Raw genomic sequence first — 16,738 nt, forward strand, 5'->3', positions numbered from 1 at the left:
GTGTCGGTTGCTCCTCCGGTTCCTCCTAAGCCGCCTGGTTGGGAGCCGTTGCCGCCTCCGGGGGTGTCGGTTGCTCCTCCGGTTCCTCCTAAGCCGCCTGGTTGGGAGCCGTTGCCGCCTCCGGGGGTGTCGGTTGCTCCTCCGGTTCCTCCTAAGCCGCCCGGTTGGCAGCCGATGCCGCCTCCAAAGCTGCCTGTCTCAGGCGAGGCCACGAGAAATGTGATTCAACCCAGTCCCCCCTCGCCTCAGCCATTGCCAGACATTGCGAGCCCCAGGCCCCAACGCCTATACCACCCGCCAGTACCAGAGCCAGCACCAGCACCAGCACCAGCACCAGCACCAGCACCGAAATCGAGATTCGTAGAGAGTAATAGCGATGCGTCGGATACTGTACTGGCCGACTATCTCGCGGCTGCGCAAAATGCGCAAATACCTAAAAGCGTAGATAAATTCATTGCTGCTCTCCAGAGGCTCGTTCAATGGGTAGCGCGACAGTTTAAGCCACGGGCAGCGCCTTCATCTTCAGAAGGACCAAGTGCGCCATCATCATTGATCAGGAAGGCAGAACCGACCCCGCCGAGAGTGCCATTCAAGAGCGCAGGCCAGGTCGTTCATAAAATAATTGGACAGGATGCCGAACGGGCTGGAACATTCCGAAAGGCTGAAGCTGTGGAGTCGAGGCACGCTGATATACCGATGGCAAGAGAGGTGAATGAGTCCAGGGGGGAAACTCGCTCCGTTGCTGAAGCTGCTTCGCTTCGAGTGCCAGGACCAGAGGGCGAGCGTAATCTCTCAGGCGCAATAGGGAATTCGAATGTTCCTGCGGTCTCATACTCCGCTGGAAATTCTCTGCCGAGGTCTCGCTAAGAGCTCTTTGCTGGCTAAGGCTACGGCGGTTGGAAGCCGAGGCCGGTCTCGGCGTCGTTACGCCGGGCCCTTGGCGGGGCCGCGGCCCTCTGGCACGGCGCGGCCCACGCCAACCGTTACGGCCCCGCGTATCCCACCTCGTTAGATATCTCTGTGCTTTCGGACATCTATGTCCCCGATTTCTGTACTGTGACGTCTGTTTCGGCGGTCACAGAAAAACCATTCCGTAGCGGCCAGGATGACCGCACCTCCCGCTGAAAAGCATCCAGCCAAAAATACTCACAGTTCCCCCTCCTTGCATTTCAGAAGCAGGACGTGGCCACTATGCTACAGTCGCTCGCCTGCATGACGGCTGTGCAAACATGAACCCCAACGTCGCTGCGGCGAATGGACTGAATGCACACCTCCATGGATGTTTCTTGATTTTTGTGTGACCTGCCAATGGAATACGACACATGCATCAGATGCGCGCCAATTGCCGAAACGTCACGTATATGAGTACGGATTAGGTCGCCATAGGGTTCACTATCGATCGAGCCGGCGCAGCTTGACACGCAGAGGCTCGGGGTCTGTGTGACCGAGTCCCTGCATGATGTGCAGCCCTTCGGTCCAAGCTCTTCGGGCAGCTTCGTGTCGGCCGCTGCTCAGATACGCATCCCCGAGGCGGGTGAGAGTGCCGGCGATCAGCCAGGGAAAGCCCTGCCGCCTGTTTATGTCGAGGGCGTTTCGATAGGCGGTGACGGCCTGCTCGTACTCATGCAGGTGGTGGAGGGCGGAGCCGATGCTGTCCCATGTTTCCGCTGCCCCGGACTCATATCCGAGTTCCTGGCACAGTGTCAGCGCCTCGCGGCAGCAGTCGAGGGCTTGCTGATGCTGTCCGTTCAGCGTGTGGCACCACCCGACCGAGTTCAGGGCTGCAGCTGTCGCTCGGCGCCCACGGCTGTCTTCCGCGCTACCGTCGTCATGCCTCCGGTGAATGGCATGGGCTTGCTGCGAAGCACTGAGTGCGGCTTCCGTGCGACCTTGCCGTTCTGCCACCCACGCCACTGTTCGGTAGCCTTCGGCGCAAGCCCTCGTGTCGTCTCCTGCCGCGAAGAGTTCTACGGCCCGTTCAGCATGTGTCCGCGCCTCGTCGGTGCGCCCCGCGTCTCCTGCGGCAAGGGCAAGGCGGCGGTGCACATGGCCCTGAGCGGTTGGATCGCCCAGCCGGAGGGCTGAGGTCATGGCGGTGCGGTGCACGGCTTCGTGCTCGTTCCGCAGCCCGCGCAGGTGAAGGTGGTTGGCCATGGCCCATGCGAGCTGCCAGCAGTGGACGTCGTACTGATGGCCCGAGGTCTGTTCGACGGCCGCTATCAGCACCGCCTGTTCGGCGGTGAACCAGGCCGCTGCCTGGGCGAAATCGTCAATGGATTCCTCGACGCACACACCTGGAGCCGCAGGAGCTATGGAGATGAGTATGCGTGCGGGTGCTGTCAGGGCAAGTGCCCTGTGCGCGGTGTGGAGATAGTGGTCGTAGATCCTTCGGCGGGCAGATCGTGTCTGCTCGGGTGGGTCGAGGGCTTCTGACAATTCGGTGGCACAGGCGCGCAGCAGGTCGTGGGAGGTGTAGCGGCCGGGAGTGGATTCGTCGACGAGGTGGGCTTGAATGAGCTCGGACATCAGTCGTCGGGTCTGGGGGAGAGCGGCGGCGGCGAGGCTGGCGGCAGCGGGCAAGGTGATGTCGGGGCCGGGATGCAGGGCGAGCAGCCGGAACAGCCGGGCGGCATCGGGAGTGAGTGCCTGGTAGGACCAGGAGAACACGGTACGTATGTCGGCGGTGCTGTCGCCGTCGTGGAACGCGTCGAGTCCGTTGGCGGTGTCGCGCAGTTCGGCTGCGATCGCCGCCAGCGGGATGGTGGAGCGGGTCGCAGCGTGGGCGGCGGTGACCGCCAGGGCCAGCGGGAGCCGTCCGCACCGGTTGATGATGTCCTCGACGGCGTCCGGTTCGGCTGTGACGCGCTGCTGTCCGAGGCGGCGGGCGAGCAGTTCGCGAGCTTCCGGCACGGTCAGCACGTCGAGGTCGAGCGGATGGGCGCCGTCGGTGGCGACGAGCCCGGTGAGCCGGTTGCGGCTGGTGACGATGACCAGACTTCCCTCCGCGCCGGGCAGCAGTGGCCGCACCTGTGCGGCGTCACGGGCGTTGTCCAGGAGCACGAGCATGTGCTTGCCACTGAGCCGGGTGCGGTAGAGGGCGGCGAGTGCGTCAACGTCCTGCGGCAGACTGCGAGGGTCAGCGCCGAGGGACTCCAGCAGCGTGCGCAAGGCGTGCTCGGGAGGGATCGGCAACGCGTCCGGAGCGAAGCCGCGCAAATTCAGATACAGGTGCCCGTCGGGGAAGCGGTCGGCGATCTGTCGCGCCCAGTGCACCGCGAAAGTTGTCTTGCCCACGCCTGCCATACCAGCAATGGCACTGATAACCACCGTGCCGCCCGAGGCGAACCGGCCCACCTCGGCCAGTTCGGCGGCGCGCCCGACGAACGCCGGTAGACCGTGAGGCAACTGGGCCACGGCAGCGCGAGCCGGGAGGGGGGTGGCGGCGGGCACCTCGACGTGTCCGGGCCGGGCTAGGGGAGGCGCGAGGAGTCTGTCATCGGCTCGCAGAATGTTTTGGTACATCGCCTGCAGCCCCGGGCCGGGATCGACCCCCAACACGCTGGCGAGCGAAGTCTTCGCCTCGCGGTAGGTGTTCAGTGCCGCAGCCTGTCGACCGGACTGGTACAGGGCAAGCATGAACAGCTCCCTGAACCGTTCATCCAGCGGATACTCGGCAACCAGCCCGGCCAGTTCCAGGGTCGCCTGTGCATGAGCACCGAGGCTGAGTTCGGCCGTGATACGTGCCGCCTGCGCGGACAGGCGCAGTTCGTCCAGCCTCTGTCGCTGGCTCTGCGCGTACTCGCCTGGGACACCAGCGAGCGCCGCACCCCGCCACAGACCTGTTGCGCCGCGCAGGCACCTCAGTGATTCCTCGGTGTCTCCCGCACTGCGAGCCTGTTCAGCCTGGGCGAGCATGGCTTCGAAGACATGCAGGTCCAACTCGCCGGGCATGAGGGGCAGTCGGTAGCCATCACCTTGGGAATGGATCACGGACGGGGTGGTGTCCACTCCGGCCCCGAGCAGCTTCCGCAACCGGTGGACGTAGCCACGCACGATGCCAAGCGCAGAAGCCGGGGCTTTGACACCCCACACTGCGTCGATCAACCTGCCCGTCGAGACCTGCGAACCCTCTGCCAGCAGCAGTGCGACGAGCACCGCTCGCTGCTGAGGCGGGCCAAGCTCGATCTCGCCCGTGCCACGCCACGCCCTGATCGGCCCCAGAACCGAGAACTGCAACCGTTCACCCACCGAACCAACATCCTTCCTGCGAGATCGCGTCCGACGCCTCGAACGGTTCTGAATCGCCGCAGAGTCAAGTTTGTACGGTGCTCCACCGAGTCGAGTTGTGGGATGCGTGGCCGGACAGTCCGCGCGACCGTTCCCGACGCGCTCGCGCTCTGCTCGGCGAGGGTGCCGAAGCCGGCCGCGATCTGGGCGAGGGTGTCGTGTCGGCGCAGGTGCACCAGGCGGAAAGCGCACGCCGGCGTGGCGGGAGTTTGCCGCGGCGGTCACCTTGAGAGAGCTCAATGAACCCTCTGGTGGGATCCCTCGTAGTCCGGAGTAGAGGTTATTGGCAGCTGATGATCAAACATGGGGTTGGTGTGTGTGCCTTATCGACCGCGACACAATGAAGACGCAACCGCCCAAGAGAATTTGCCGTTCTATCTGGACAATCTTGCTGCTCTCCTCAGTCAGAAGATCGCCCGAGGAAATTCAATCGAAGAAGTAATTGTCGCTTACGAGCACTACATGGCGCGAAGTAATCTAGGGCTAGCAGTTCACGATAATTTCTACAGGAGAGTCAGCGTCTACCTTGACCGGCTTTCAGCTGCGGGGATGGTCGGTAGCGACATTGACGCCTCTCGCTGGGCCACGGGCAATCTCACCGGGGTTCGACCGGGATCACCATGAGTGGCGTCGCTTTTCATATGCTGTCCAACGGCAGAGGGCACGGGGGCGAAAGTTGGGCAACAGACTTGGTCGGACGTCTGTCCGCGGCCCGTGGCCGGTCCTGGCGCTTGAAAGGCGCTGGTGGGGAGCCGGGTTCCGCATGCGCCGCTCGGCTGCGGGCCGAGACTGCCGAGGAAGGGCTCGGCCGCAGCATTTCCCTGCCCTGCCCTCTGATCAGCCCGAGCTGGACGCCGCATACGTGTGGGCCGATGGGCTCGTGATGGCGTCCGACCGCGCCTGGACGCGGCCCGGCACAACCGGTCATCTCGGACTCGGGTGTCAGTCGGAGGCGACTTCGCGGCTGCCGGATACAGAAGAAACATCCTCTTGCGTTCCGCACAACCGATGCGTCAGTACGGCGCTGCGCCTTTTTGCGGTGTCGAGGAGGGCAGCCGCTGCGAAAGCGCCCACCATCGGCGCCATCAGGTAGACCCACAGGAACGAGTACTGGCCAGAGAGAAGAGCCGGCCCAAGTTGGCGCACTGGATTCATCGAAGCTCCGGTGGCACTACCCAGCAGTATGATCGCTGCGCCGATCAGCAGCCCTGCCAGCCACGGAACCATGGGCGCAAGTCGAGGTGACTGCAGAAAGTATCCGACCGCATAGATCACGATGCCCGTACTCACTGCCTCAACGGCAAACAATCCGGCTGAAGTCCACCCCGCTGCGGGTTGCAGTACCGCATAACTCACGGGGGGCTTCTCAGCGGCCGCTCCCCACACGTACCGGGCCGCCGCCACTCCGGCTACGGAACCGACGAACTGTGCCACGACGTAAGGAAAGACCATGTAGCCGGGAAAGACGCCGAAGCGCCACATGGCGAACGAGATTGCAGGATTCATGTGGCCACCGCTTGTTCGGCCGGGCCGGCTCAAAATAAGAAGAGAAATGAGCAGGCCCACGCTCAAGCCGATGATCAACAGACTCCAGCGCCCGTCGCTTACCTTGCTGGAGACAAAAGACGGACCTACGATCCACCTGATGATGCTGGTGGCTCCGAACAGCAACAGGAATGACAGAATTGCCTCCAGGGCGCTGTGACCGGCAACCGCCCCGGGCTTGAAGCCTTTCGGTTGGCGCCCTGCGGACGACGCTTCCCACAGAATTGTGTCTGCTTGTTTTCGCATGGAGCTTCTCCCTCACGGAAAGTGGCTCTGTAATGGTAAACACTGCGAGCTCCGGAAGATCTTGGTCAGGGCGTTTGAATATCCGGATGGTTTCGCGCAACCGTCCGCCCCAGGAAATCGCGCATCAGAGCGCTGATCTCGGGTCCATGGGATTCGAGGGCGAAGTGGCCGGCGTCGAGAAGGTGAAACTCTGCGTTGGGAAGGTCGCGCTTGTAGGCGTGCGCACCATCGGCGCCGAAGATCTCGTCGTTTCTCCCCCAAGCGATCAGCGTGGGAGGCTGGTGCTTACGGAAGTATTCCTGAAATTCTGGATAAAGCTGAATATTGAATTGATAATCCCAGAAGAGCTGGAGTTGCACCTCCTTGTTCCCGGGCCGGTCCAACAACGTCTGATCGAGAGCCCAGGTGTCCGGCGCAACGTGGCACAGACGGTCGGCCGGGACGCCGTGGGTGTACTGCCAGCGTGTCTTCTCAAGCGTCAGATACTGCCGGGCACCCGCCTCGTTGGCCTGACGGTCCTGGGTGTAGGAAATGAGAACGTCCGCGAACGACGTGAAACCCTCCAAGTACGCATTGCCCGACTGGACGACAAGTCCTGTTATCCGGTCGGGGTTGCGGCTGGCGATGCGCAGTCCGATGGGGGTTCCGTAGTCCTGGATGTAGAGGGCGAACTTCTGCAGTCCCAGCTGGTTGAGCAGCCCCAGGGTGATGGCGGTCAGGTTCTCGAACGAGTACTCGAACTCGTCGACAGGGGGTGCGTCAGAGAACCCGAATCCGACGTGATCGGGAGCGATGACGTGGTATCGGTCCGCCAGTTCGGGAATCAGGTTTCGGAACATGTGGGACGAGGCGGGGAAACCGTGCAGGAGCACAACGGCCGGAGCAGTCGGTTCACCTGCCTCGCGGTAGAACAGTTTTCGCCCCTCCACGGCGGCGAATCGGTGCTTCACCACACGGTTGTCGGTCATGGCGCCTCCCTTGTGAGCCAAGTCTGTTCTGCTTCCGCAGCAGATGGATTTTCTGTCTCGCCCTCAAGTTAGGCAGACGCAGTGGACGAGCAGTGACTGATCTGTGAAGCAGACAGAACGACGCAGACACCGCGGTAGTCGGCCATTTCGCTGTGCGGCAGCCACCGCAGTCCTCCGCTCACGCCCGTTCAAGGCTCACTTCGTCCTGAGTGGGGAAGTTGGGGCGGCCGTCGTCCATCCGGACCGTCAGGTGACCACCGGCATGTATCTCCTCGACTGTTCCCCGATCGCCCGCGCGGTGCCGGGTGCCCAGCGCCTCGATGTCGTTGGTGAGTGTGATGCGGCTTCCTCGCATGACCGTTCCTCTCAGGCCGTCCGTGCTCTGTCCGGCCCCCTGTTACAACCCGCTCCGGCCGTAGGTGGTTCAACGTCCGGTGAGGGTTGTCGGCCGATCGTGAAGAGGGCTCCGCGATCTCGGCTGCCGGCCGTGGAACAGGTAGGCCTGTGCCACGCGCACAGGCCTCCGGGCGAGGCGGGACAGCGCCGCCTGCGCAGGCGATGGGACAGGGATCACTGGCCCGTAGCGGCGACACGCTGGACTCGTGGACGCGGTCGGCGACGCGGTGCGGGGTCCTCCTGCGTGCCGTCAACCGCGGGATTGCACAGACGAGCTCGCACGGGGAACGCACTGGACCGGGAGGGACTCTCCCAACAGGGCCTCGCTGAGGGCAGGGCCGGGTTGGCGGGTGTGGAACCCGAGAATCGGTCCCTTCGGCGCTCAGCCGCTTCGGTCGCTGCGAGGGCGGACTGACGCAGCGACCGAAGGACCGCTACTGAGGTGTCGCTGGGCCGCTGTTCTCAGACTCCATAAAACCTGAGGTCAAAGCTCCATACGAGCGTTCGGAATCAACCCACCAAACAATGCAATGAGGTGCCGTGGACTGTGGGTGGCGATGCTGATCAACACTGGGTTGATCCGGGCGTCCATCGGACCCGTAGTAGCTGTGGTTGCCAGATCGACGTCGCCTCGTGTCGTCTCATCCGTCCTGGCCGGCAGAGGACATACGTATCTGCCTCACCACCGACACGAGCGCCGCGAGTGCCGAACCAAGGGCTGTTGTGCAGATCGGTGGCAGCGACGCCGTTGTCCGGGGCGTCGCGGAAACAGTCCTGGAGACGGAAAGCCGAGCCTGATCCTGCCTTTCACCGACGCAACGATCAAGGAGTCTCACCATGACGGAGTCCCACCCGTACGATCCGGACTCTCCATTGGCCCAGCTCATGGAGATCGCTGCCTTGGCGACCGACCAGGTCACGGAGAACGAGGAGCGTGAGGCAGCCGAGGCTGCGGCAGCGTACCTCGTCCATCGCGTCTTCCCCTGCTCGCTCGCTCTGGCCGTCAACCCCGTCCTGTGGAAGGGCTATCCCGCGGTACGTGAGCACGGGGCCTACCGCTGGGAGGGATCGGCGGTGGCACATCTGGGCAGTGGCCTGTGGCTGCACCACACGCTGCGTCTCTCGGAGACCGACAAGGTGAGCGACGTGCTGGTGCCGTGCACGTGTGCCTGCGGATATGTCGGCATCGTGCTCGACACGGAAGAACACCTCATTGAGGTCCTCATGGAACTGCGGCCCACCTACGGCCGGTCCCCGCACGACGACCACACTCCGGACTGCCACAGTGTCCAGATGCGTCCCAGCGCGGGAATGGCCCCGGGGCAGCGGGAGCAATCACTGACTGACTGTGCTCCACTTCGCTCGGGTGGTGGGACTGGAAACGAGCGGACGAAGCGCAACCCTCGGCCGACCCCTGGCCGCGGCGTGCACACCGCTCCAGCGTTGCGTCACACGTCTGGAGACCTGGTGCATCTTCCGCTGCTCCCGACGCAGGCTCGACCGCATGACGTCAATCGCCAAAGCTCCCCTCAGCCTTGAGCGGCAAAGCCGCAGAAGCTCAGTGAACTGAGTCACGCCGCGACGCGTAGAGCTAATTGTGGAACCCGACGCACTGCATCAGCTCTTCGGGGTCCACGGCCGGTGATCGCGATAAGAGTGACCTCGCCGATCTCTAGGGAAAGAAGGCATTCATGACCATCACAACCAGTCGTCGAGTCGTATCCGCACTTGCTGTAGTATTTACTGCAGGTATGGCACTGACAGCGTGCGGTCCAGGGGACGCTGACGCTTCCAGAAGTGCCTCAAAAACATCGCAGGTCGGTGTTGCCGGGTCGGATGCGGACTCCCGCGCTGCGAATGGTGACCGAACGGGCGAAAGCGACAGGTCCGCCAGCGAAAAATCTGCTCGAAGTGATGCAGATTCTGAAGTCGGCTCAGGTGATGATGAAGATTCCGTTGGGCGATGCGAGTCGGACGACCTGAAGATTTCCATGGGAAGCCAAGAGAGTGGCGCCGGCACTGTCAATTTTCAGGTGGAGTTCCAGAACACCGGCAGCAGCCCATGCTCACTCACCGGTTTCCCAGGGATCTCGTTTCGAGGGCGTGACGGGGTACAGATCGGCAAGGCCGCGTCTCATGACGCAAGTTCAAAGGTGACGAAGGTGACCCTGATTCCGAATGGCCACGCTGCTGTAGAGGTGCAGGCGCGGAATGGGCAGTCCGGGCTCTCCGACGCAGAATGCCAACTGGAGAGCGTGGCTTTCCTGCGCGTGTACGCGCCGGGTTCGAAAGATCAGTTCAATCTGCCGCGGAAGAAAAGTGAGTGCAGCAACCGGTCGGCGAATGGCCTGCGTATCGGTGCCGTCCACTCGGTTCGATAACGCCTTACTGCAATTGCGAGACGCTTGAAGTCGAGGCCAGAAAGCGTCATGGATCAGATATCTGTATCGGAGCTTTGATGAATCAGACGCGTATCGTGAAACTTTCAGTCGCATCCATGGCTGCTTGCCTGGTGCTGGCAGCCTGCTCCAGTGGAGCCAAGGACGATGCGAATGATCGGATCGGCAAGAAGGATGCGCAGGTTGCCGAAGAGGGTGGAGGTGGGCTGACGGGTCCACTGGTCGATCCATCCGCTTCGGAGACCTCGAAGGAGGGAGCGCCGACACCTGTCCCCGTACTCGATGAGTCTCCGTCGGAGACCCCGCTGGATGCCCCGGTGGCGGGAGTTCCTACACCCGTCCCCGTACCCGGCTCCAGTGACCCGGATTGCCCCGCGCAGTCGCTGTGCCTCTACGAGTCCGCCGACTTCAGCGGTAAGCGCCTGGTCGTGGCGGCGACTGTAAACATCCCCGATCTGCGAGATCACGTAGTCGACGACTTGGAGTTCAACGACCACATCTCATCCGTCATCAACAACTCAACCAGTTTTATCGAGTTGTGGACCGACTCGTCTTACACCGGAACCAAGCGGGCGGTTCCTGACTTTTCTCGAATCGCCAATCTGGGTGCCGGCTTGGGCGCCGCCAATATCGACGACCTCGTATCATCGATACGCATCGTAGGCGTCGCAGGAAAGTAGGCGACGTCGAACGTACGTCCGCAGGATGTCGCACTCGGACTCAGACGCCCGAGCCCCGGACGGACGGATCGACGGGCCCGCCCGTCAGTGACAGCAAGGCCCGCACCGCCGCGCGCGGGGCGGGCCGCGTTCGTCTCAGACGAACCGCGCCACGCCCCGGACGGTCCCGCACCGCGAGCCGCGGCTGGTCCGCCGACGTGCTTCCTACCCGGGGAATCCCCGTCCGGATTCGGGCGTGAGGGCGTCCGGCTGTCCGGTTCGGGCCATGAGCCGGTCGGCGCGTTGCACGAAGAGGTGTGCTCCCTGGTGCAGGGCCAGGGAGCGGGCCCGGTCGGCCAGGTCCATGGCGGCGCGGTGGTCGCCGCGGGCCTGTTCCAGTTGTGCGCGAACGAGGATGATCAGTGCCTCCGCGGAACGCTGGCCGTAGCGTTCGAGATACTCCTCGGCGCTGTCGAGCGCTGCCGCCGCCTTCCCCAGGGAACCCGCGGCGATGCGCATCTCGCCCAGCAGCGCGTACCAGGTCGAGACACAGGTGCGGGCGGGGCTGGCCAGATGCGTGCGAATGAGGTGCTCGGCTTCGTCCGCGGCGATCGCCGGGTGCTGCCCAGCGGTCGCCAGCGCCCAGCACCGGGCCAGGCGCAGGTAGGTGCCGAGGGAGCCGAAGGAGAAGTGCGGGTCGGCGGCGATCCCGCGATCGGCCGCGCGCAGAGCCCAGTCGGGGTCGCCGATCACCGAGGCGGTCCGGGCCTCGAAGGAGGTCGCGGTGGTGACGGCGTACGGGTCGTCACCTGCCGCCTTCACCAGGGTGCTGAGCACCGTGCGCGCTTGGGCCGTCTGCCCGTGGTAGGACGCGATCTCCGCGAACATCCCAGCGGTCATCAACTGCACACCGTTGCGCACCGGGTCGTACTCGTCACCGTCGTCTTCATGGGTGGAAAGGATGTCGGGTCCCAGCGCGCTCAGCCGCTGGAAGGACGCGCCGATGTTTCCCAGGCACCACTCGTGGATCCCCGCCGCGGCCCCGCCGTAACACCGTACGACCGAGTCCGCAGAGGTCCGGCCCAACTCCTCCAGGCGGCGGGCCAGGGGACTGCTGCGGTCCAGGTCGAGGGCCTGGCCGTGCGCGGTCCAGCGGGAGAAGAGAAAGCCGGCCGCCTCACGGTCGCGCCCGAGGCGCTGAGCGACCTGCTCCGCCCGTTCCAGCAGGCTGATCGAGCCGGTGCCGTACATCGAGCGCATTCCGACGACCGCGATCAGCTGCGAGAGAGCCCCGAGTTCCAGCTCGGGGAGTGACGCTTTTCGCGTCAGCTCCACCGCTGACGCGAGGTGGCGCTCGGCTGCCCCCAACGCCGTCTTCGTCTTGGCCTGTGCGCCGGCGCGGATCAGCGCCGTGACGGTACGGGCCGGGTCCGCCACCGGGCCCGCGGTCCACAGATGATGAGCTAGCCGCTCGGCGACGGACTCGTCGTTCAGGCCGGCCTCTTCGATGGCGTCCGCGATGGAGCCATGCAGCGCCGCGGCGCGACCGGGCGGGATCGCCTCCGACACGACCTGACGCACCAGGTCGTGAGTGAAGCGGTAGGAGAACGGGTCGCCGGGTGTCGGGCCGACCAGACCGAGGCCGCGGACGGGTTCCAGGCGTTCCAGGCAGGAACCCACGTCGAGGGAGGCTGTTCGGGCGAGCAGGACGAGCTCGACGTTCCGGCCGACCAGCGCCGCGATCTCCAGTAGTTCCTGTGTGTCGCTGTCGAGTACGGCGAGGCGGTCGCGTACGACGTCGCGCACCGTCACCGGGACGGTGCTGCGCAGCACGGTCTCCATGGTGACCTCGCCGTCGGCGGCCCACAGCCGTCCCAGCTCCTGGACGAAGAACGGGTTGCCGGCCGTGCGGGTGCGGACCGATATGGCCACGTCGGGGGCGAGTCTGACCCCGGTTTCGAGATGAATGAGCTCGGCCACCTCAGCGGTGTTCAAGGGCCCGACCAGGAGCCGCCGGTGGCCGCTCACGCGACTGGCGGCGGCCAGTGTCCGGACCAGCTCAAGGCCGGGCGCAGGGCCTCGGTTGCGGAGCGAGCCGACCACAGCCGTACCGGCGGGAAGGCGGGAGACGACATGGTCCAGGAGCTGTAGCGAACTCGTGTCCGCCCACTGCAGATCGTCGAGCATGAGCACGACCGGTCGCTCGGCGGCCGCCTCGGCGATCAGCTCGACCATCTGCTCCAGCAGGCGGAAACGGGAGTTGCCGTCGGGGATCGCCAGCGCCGCCGGCCGCTCCACGCGGGAGCCGACGAGATGGCCGAGATCGCGGGCCGCCCACTGTTCCCGCCGTTCCTTCGCCATGACGTCGAGCAGGCTGGACACCGTCTCGACCCAGGGCCACATCGTCGGCCTGCCCTCGCCCTCAAGGCAGTGACCCCAGACCACGAGGGCACCACGGGCCTCGGCGTGGCCGGCGGTCTCCTCCATGAGTCGGCTCTTGCCGACCCCGGGCTCGCCCTCCAGCAGTACCACCGCCGTGCCGTTCCCCAGGGCCGGCTCGACAGCGCGGCGCAGTGCCGCGAGCTCGTCCGTCCGGCCGACCAGCCGGTCGAAGTCACCCGGCGTGATCGGCGGGGGTGTTGGTACCGGCATGCGCACGCGCGAGGACGTCGGTACCAGGGTTTCGGTAGCTGGGCTCTCGCCGGCCGGGGCTCCGACCGCCGGGGCCGGAGTGGCCGGGGCAGGGTTCGCGGAAGTCTGGGTGAGCACCCGCTGGTGGGCGGCCTTGAGGGTCTGCCCCGGGTCTATCCCGAGATCGTCGGCGAGGCGTCTGCGCACGGCCTCGAACACGGTCAGGGCTTCCGCCTGGCGCCCCGCGCCGCCCAGCACGGTGATGAGGCTGGCCTGCACCGATTCGTGCAGCGGGGCCATCGCGGCAGCCAGGTGCAGGGCCGGCAGCAGGCGGGCGGGCTGCCCGAGCGCCAGCGCGACATCGGCCGCCTCCATGCAGATCTGGAAGTACTCGTCGTTGAGGCCCGCGAAGATCGGTGCCGCCGCGGGTCCGTGCGTCCACCCGTCGCCGGCCGGGCCGCTCCACAGGCGCAGCGCGTCGAGGTAGTGCACAAGTGCTGCGGCATCGTGCTGGTCCGCCCGCTCTCTGCGGGCGGCGCCGGACTGCTGCCGGAACCTCGCGAGATCGAGAAGGTCCGGTCCGGCCGTGCACAGGTAGCCGTTGCCGCGCCTGAGCAGGTAGACGCCCGTCTCCCGAGGGGGCAGGTCTGGCTCCAGCAGGCGTCGTATCGAGCCGACGTACTTGTGGATCACGTTGAGGGCGCTGGCGGGCGCCTCCTCACCCCAGATCAGGTCGATCAGCTCGCCGATGCCGGTCGGACGGCCCCCGCGAGCGAGGAGCAGAGCCAGCAGATACGCCTGCTGACGGGGCCCGGTCTCCAGCTCGCTCTCGCCCCGCCACAGCCTCAGCGGCCCCAGCACCTGCAGTCGCAGGGGGCCCCCGGCTGGAAGTCCCCCCGCCTCGTCGGTACTGCCGGGAACGACGAGCGTTGATGCCATGTCCGACCCCCTCGGTGTCCCCGTCCCGGACCTGCTGTTCGCTTTTTGCGGAGGGCCGGAGTTGCGCTAGCATGAATATATACACACTCTAACCGCTGGAGTACCACTCTAGCCAGTCCCGATCTTCCAACCAGGCGAGGCAAGGTGACGGACGGACAACACCTCCGCGCGGCGTTCAGGCAGGGCGACACCGACGCCGTGGGCCGCATGGCGGACGCAGAGGTCGAGCGCTCCCGCGCCGCAGGGGATCCGGCCGGTGAGGTCGAGGGGCTGTACGCCCTGGCACGGGTCGCCCTGCGCGGCGGGGACCTGGAACGGGCCACCGTGCTGGCGCAGCGTGCCCTGACCGTCGCGCAGGGTGCGGGCGAGCGCCACCTGGAGGAGCGGCCGCGCCACGTGCTCGCCGCCGTGGCTCGGCTGTCTGGCGATCACGCACGGGCGCGTGACCTCTACGAGGCGAGCATCGAGCTCAACCGGGCTCTCGGGCACGACGAGCACGTGCACTCCGAGTACCACAACCTGGCTCTCGTCGAGTTGCGTCTCGGCAACGTCGAGCGCGCACGTCAACTGATCGCGGAGAGCCGCGAGCGGGTCTTCCGGGCGGGCTACCGGGACTTCCTGCCCTACCTGGGAATCGCCGGCGCGGCCCTCGCGGCGGAGGACGGGGACATGCCACTGGCCGCACGGCTGATCGGGTTCACCGACCAGGCCTTCGCGCGCCTCGGCCAGATACCCGACCCCGACGACGCACGAGAACTGGACAGGATCCGCAACCGTGTCTCGGACGTCCTTGAGCGTGACGCGTTCGAGTCCGAGTGCGCGGCCGGTGCCACCTGGACCCTGATCAGAGCATTCGGCCGAACATGGCCCGGCGACACAGGTCGCCACCCGGACGAGGAGTGAGACGTTGCCAGGCCAAGCCCCGAGCCGTCGTGACGAGTACGCCATGATGACCCGGCAAGAAGTCGTCAAGGCCGCGCGGAAGCTGTATGCCGAGCCCGGCTACGCGCAGACCACGGTAGACAAGATCGCCCGCGAGGCGCGTGTCTCCCCTGCCACCGTCTACGCCCAGTGCGGTGGCAAGGAGGGACTCCTGCGGACCTTGATGGATGTGTGGACGACGAGTCCGACGGTGGCACGGATCATCGGCGACTCGCTGGCCGCACCCACCGGTCGGGCCAAGCTGGAAGTCCTGACCGACGGCCACGTCGAGCTCGCCGTGGAAGCCGGCGACATCATGCGCATCATCGAGCGCGCCGGCCCCAGTTCCCCCGCCGCCCAGGAATTCCTGGACGTCGCCAATCAACGCCACATCGAGGCGCTGGAGACGATCGTCGAGGGCATCGCCTCCGACGGCGACCTGGCTGAGGGGGTCTCGGTCGCGGACGCCGCGAAGATCATTTTCTTCCACTTCCGCAATCCGCAGCTCATCCTCGCCGTGGAGACGTTCGAGTGGGGCGTCGACCGCGCGAAGAAGTGGCTCTTCGACCAGGTCGCCGTCGCGATTCTCAAGGGCTGACACCGGACGGACGCCCTGCTCGGCGGCGACTCCACAAGTCGTCCACAGTGGGGCCGTACGTTGCACCGATCACCCCCCACGGAAACGGCCAGACCGGGCGAAGGCGGCACAGAACATGGTCTCGATCCATCACCGGTACGCCATGGTCGACGGCCACCGGGTCTTCTACCGGGAAGCCGGGCCGAGGGACCGGCCCACCGTCGTGCTCCTGCACGGCTTCCCCGCCAGTTCTCTGATGTTCCGGCACCTGCTGCCGCGGCTGGCGGACCGCTGGCATCTCGTGGCACCCGACCATGTCGGTTTCGGGCTCTCCGACGCTCCGACGCCCGACGAGTTCACGTACTCGTTCGACTCGCTCACCGATGTCACGGGAGCCCTGCTCGCCCAGCTCGGCATCGAGCGGTACTGCCTGTTCGTCCACGACCACGGCGCACCGATCGGGTGGAGACTCACCCTGAGGGCACCGGACGCGGTCGTGGCGATCATCACCCAGAACGGCAACGCGTACGACGAGGGATTGCAGCCGGAGTTCTTCACCGCGGTGCGTGACTACTGGCGCGAGCAGACCCCCTGGACCGAGGCCGACGTGCGTCAGTCGCTCACCCTGGAGTTGACCCGCTGGCGGTACCTCACGGGCGTCAGCGACGAGAGCCTGGTCGATCCCTCCACCTGGACCCACGACCACGACCTGCTCTCGCGGCCCGACAGCGACCGGGCGCAACTCGCGCTGTTCCTGGACTACGCCACCAATCTGGCGCTGTACCCCAAGGTGCAGCGGCTCTTCCGCGAGCGACAGGTTCCGCTGCTCGCCATCTGGGGAAGGGGCGACCCGATTTTCGGACCCGCCGGGGCGCTCGCCTTCACCACCGATCTGCCGGACGCCGAGGTCCACCTGGTGTCCGGCGGCCACTTCCTGCTGGAGAGCGCACTCGACGAAGTCGTGCCTCTCGTCCAGGAGTTCCTGGGCAAGCACCTCTGACGCGGTGTCCGCTCCGGACGGCGCGGTTCACAGATCGGTCACTGGTCTTCCACCGCACCTCCTTAGCGTCTGCGGCAGATGGCAGGGGCTCCCATGCGGAGCGACCGGCATCTGACGAACGCGCCGGACAGCGCGTTCCCGCTACCGCGACCGGCGGTTCACCAGAGGAG

11 protein-coding genes are annotated in these 16,738 nt (G+C 65.7%); 6 read left to right on the forward strand and 5 right to left on the reverse strand.

All coding sequences use genetic code 11. The features are described from left to right. Positions 1–1,392: 1,392 nt before the first annotated feature. The 4 genes from ACZ5VQ_RS48070 to ACZ5VQ_RS48085 form a co-directional block, all read right to left on the reverse strand. A complete protein-coding gene (locus tag ACZ5VQ_RS48070) occupies positions 1,393–4,248 on the reverse strand; it encodes an AfsR/SARP family transcriptional regulator (protein ID WP_469110541.1) in 2,856 nt (951 codons plus the stop codon). Positions 4,249–5,229: 981 nt separating this feature from the next. Then, on the reverse strand, positions 5,230–6,078 hold the full coding sequence (locus ACZ5VQ_RS48075; protein ID WP_469110542.1) for an MIP/aquaporin family protein: 849 nt from the start codon (positions 6,076–6,078) through the stop codon (positions 5,230–5,232). 65 nt (positions 6,079–6,143) lie between these two features. Further along, positions 6,144–7,046: an alpha/beta fold hydrolase gene (locus ACZ5VQ_RS48080; protein ID WP_469110543.1), complete on the reverse strand. Its 903-nt coding sequence runs from the start codon at positions 7,044–7,046 to the stop codon at positions 6,144–6,146. Positions 7,047–7,224: 178 nt separating this feature from the next. Beyond that, complete coding sequence (locus ACZ5VQ_RS48085; RefSeq protein WP_469110544.1) at positions 7,225–7,401, reverse strand: hypothetical protein; 177 nt, start codon at positions 7,399–7,401, stop codon at positions 7,225–7,227. Between the two features lie 878 nt (positions 7,402–8,279). Here ACZ5VQ_RS48085 and ACZ5VQ_RS48090 point away from each other — a divergent pair. The 3 genes from ACZ5VQ_RS48090 to ACZ5VQ_RS48100 all read left to right on the forward strand — a co-directional run bounded on the left by ACZ5VQ_RS48090 (position 8,280) and on the right by ACZ5VQ_RS48100 (position 10,521). Continuing rightward, positions 8,280–8,981 (forward strand): hypothetical protein, encoded by a 702-nt coding sequence (locus ACZ5VQ_RS48090; protein WP_469110573.1) that lies wholly within the window; start codon positions 8,280–8,282, stop codon positions 8,979–8,981. Between the two features lie 152 nt (positions 8,982–9,133). Beyond that, positions 9,134–9,823, forward strand: a complete 690-nt coding sequence (locus tag ACZ5VQ_RS48095) for a DUF4232 domain-containing protein (RefSeq protein ID WP_469110545.1) — start codon at positions 9,134–9,136, stop codon at positions 9,821–9,823. A 77-nt stretch (positions 9,824–9,900) separates the two neighbouring features. Next, the gene (locus ACZ5VQ_RS48100) at positions 9,901–10,521 is read left to right on the forward strand and encodes a peptidase inhibitor family I36 protein (RefSeq protein ID WP_469110546.1); all 621 of its coding nucleotides are present in this window, start codon (positions 9,901–9,903) and stop codon (positions 10,519–10,521) included. Between the two features lie 204 nt (positions 10,522–10,725). On the opposite strand, the gene ACZ5VQ_RS48105 is transcribed toward ACZ5VQ_RS48100, so the two are convergent. Next, on the reverse strand, positions 10,726–14,070 hold the full coding sequence (locus ACZ5VQ_RS48105) for an ATP-binding protein (protein ID WP_469110547.1): 3,345 nt from the start codon (positions 14,068–14,070) through the stop codon (positions 10,726–10,728). A gap of 144 nt (positions 14,071–14,214) precedes the next feature. Between ACZ5VQ_RS48105 and ACZ5VQ_RS48110 the strand changes: the two genes are divergently transcribed. The 3 genes from ACZ5VQ_RS48110 to ACZ5VQ_RS48120 all read left to right on the forward strand — a co-directional run bounded on the left by ACZ5VQ_RS48110 (position 14,215) and on the right by ACZ5VQ_RS48120 (position 16,568). Then, positions 14,215–14,973, forward strand: a complete 759-nt coding sequence (locus ACZ5VQ_RS48110) for a tetratricopeptide repeat protein (protein WP_469110548.1) — start codon at positions 14,215–14,217, stop codon at positions 14,971–14,973. Positions 14,974–14,977: 4 nt separating this feature from the next. Continuing rightward, positions 14,978–15,589 (forward strand): TetR/AcrR family transcriptional regulator, encoded by a 612-nt coding sequence (locus ACZ5VQ_RS48115; RefSeq protein WP_469110549.1) that lies wholly within the window; start codon positions 14,978–14,980, stop codon positions 15,587–15,589. Positions 15,590–15,704: 115 nt separating this feature from the next. Next, the gene (locus ACZ5VQ_RS48120; RefSeq protein WP_469110550.1) at positions 15,705–16,568 is read left to right on the forward strand and encodes an alpha/beta fold hydrolase; all 864 of its coding nucleotides are present in this window, start codon (positions 15,705–15,707) and stop codon (positions 16,566–16,568) included. Positions 16,569–16,738: the final 170 nt, after the last annotated feature.

Source organism: Streptomyces sp. NPDC033178, assembly GCF_055577685.1.